This is a genomic window from Sulfolobales archaeon (assembly GCA_038897115.1).
In the GTDB taxonomy this organism is placed as follows: Archaea; Thermoproteota; Thermoprotei_A; order Sulfolobales; family AG1; genus AG1.
In genome coordinates, this window is sequence record JAWAXC010000188.1 from 1 (window position 1) to 2,545 (window position 2,545).

1 protein-coding gene is annotated in these 2,545 nt (G+C 46.5%); it reads right to left on the minus strand.

The features are described 5' to 3' along the window. On the minus strand, positions 1-2,451 hold a 2,451-nt coding region (locus QXE01_12620), incomplete at its 3' end, for an LAGLIDADG family homing endonuclease (protein MEM4972082.1). Between the last annotated feature and the right edge of the window lie 94 nt (positions 2,452-2,545).

The window sequence follows — 2,545 nt, forward strand, 5'->3', positions numbered from 1 at the left end:
CCCACTCCACGGATCCTTATATGTTGGGAACTTCTCCAGAACCTCGGTCATCTCATTACCCCTCTCGCCACATCCTATGTATATCACAACTCTTGCATCGCTCCACATAGCCAGCGAGTGAAGAGTCACAGTGTTATGGAGTATAGCTGGTACTTCGCCTCCTACGAAGTTATGGGTTCCAGGTACTGTGATGTCGTATACGTTGAAGTCCCCCTCGATGACCTCTACGCTTTCCACTTCATCGAAAGCCACGTACTTTAATGCCTTAGCTATGGAGCTTAGCATGCTATCTTCAGTTAGCTGTGCTAGTAGCATTAGTTTTGCCGCGCCTATTCTCTCGCCTAGTATAGTGTAGTTCTTTATGTTAATCCCCGCTTGCTCCAGGATTCTTCTTGAGACCGCAAGTATAGCTCTTGATATTACCTGTGGCTCTATCCTCACAGCATCCCTAGCCTTCCTACCCTGCCTCTTACTTGATATATACGATACTATCCTGAGGATCTTACTTAAATTCATGATCCACTCAGCTGATATCGCTTCTAGGAACTTCTCTATCTCATCTCTACTCGTTATTATAATCCTATAGTAGACTCTGTCAGCTATCCTCTTCTCTCTTATAGTATATAGTATGCCTAGTCTAGCTAGTAAGTAAGCCAGGCCTACTGCTACCCACTTAGATGCCGTTGTTATCTCGACCTCGTTCTTCGCAAAGCTACCGTCTCCTAAGTAGTAGCCTCTTAGGAAGGCTTTCACCACGTTTATAGGGGATCTTAGTATTAAGTGTGGGACTATCGCCTCCCGGGACTTTCTCCTAGAGGGTACTCCCAATGCTCTAAGTATCCTAGCTACTAGCTTAGAGTTCACTATGACACCTTTGACCGTTCTAAACGATTCATCCCTAGCCACAACTCCAAAGACCCTGTATACTAGCTCCTTGAATCTAGCTCTCAGCTCCTCCGAGTTACTGAAGAACCTTACGGTCTTGTCAGTCACCATACCATCAGATATTACTAGTCCTAGCAACTCCGCTAGATCCTCGTCTAGACGCTCGGGTACCCTTACTGAGATCGTACTCCTAGGCAGCCCGAGAACCCTTGGTTTCAGCGGTTCTACTCCTAGCAACTCACATACTTTCCTAACGAGACCTAACCTAGGCCTAGTCTTACCCTTAACTATCTGTCTTAGGATCTTCTCATTAATGCCTAATGTTTCAGACGCTCTCTTGTAGCCACCAAGTCTATACACTAATACCTTGATGAGCTCCTGTACCCGTTTCAGATCCTCATCGTTTCTCACCGTTGCATCTTCCAATCCTAGCTCGTAGGGATCAAGGAGTTGTGGCTTACCATTAACTGGGAGGTACCTGGGTATGACTAGCTGGTCTCCCCTCCTTAGCTCAGCTGCAGGGGTCTCAACTATATATCCCTCCTCGCTTAGCTTAAGGAGCCTATGGGGTGGTGTGACCTCTATAACCCTACCAGATCTAGTTCTAATCCTGACCATATACCTGGATTTGCCTCTGTAGATGTAGCTTATAGGAGCTTCCCTGAGTCTTATGCCATCGAACGTCAATATCCTGAGACCCAGGCTTGAGATGTCTATTAACTCTTCCTCCCCGCTACTCTCGACTATAACACCCTTGCCTCTCACTCTTTCGTATAGCTCCTTGATTGGAACAAGCTCGCCTGACGCTAGTAGTATTGGCGTATTAGGTGGAACGCACTTCCCTGTTCCAAAGCCCCCTGGTATAGCTCCTGTACCGCCCTTAGCCATTGGGAATAGCGTATCTATGATCCTCATGCCTGTGAGCATTGGGAGCTCCGGCTCTAGCTTCTCCTTGAAAGGCCTTGGCCTCCTCGCAGGCCATCTCTGGAGCATTTTAACAGCCCTTTTCTCACCGTTGTCCTCTACATATGCCACATGATCTTCTACTGTGTACTCGCCCTCAGGAGCTATCTCTACGATCCTCCCCCTTATATCATGTGGGATCATTATAGCGTGTTTTATAAGGGGTGTTTCCTCAACATATCCAATCACATCCCCTGGCTCGACCTTATCACCTGGCTTTAGATCTTTTGCTGGTGTGAATAGATATTTCCTATCTCTAGGAACAGCCTCTAGCTTAATACCTCTTGTCACGAAAATACTTTTAGTAATATCAGCTATTCTCTTGAGAGGCCTCTGTATACCATCGAAGATCTGCCCTATAAGGCCTGGGCCAAGCTCAACGGATAGAGGAGATCCTGTGCCATATACCGGCTCTCCTGGTTTTAAACCTGATGTTGATTCATAGACCTGTATATATGATCTATCTCCATCTATCCTTACAATCTCGCCAATAAGCCTCTGCTCCCCAACCTCTGCAACCTCATACATCTGGGGTCTTGGGATGCCTTCGGCAACTACTAAGCTCCCGCTGATCCTTATGATCCTTCCTCTCCTCTCCTCCATAGGCTCACCCAAACAATATTCTCGATATCCTAACTTTAAGCTCGTATAAGCTTGTCTCTATCACATGGTCAAGTGTGTAGTTATATCTAATTGA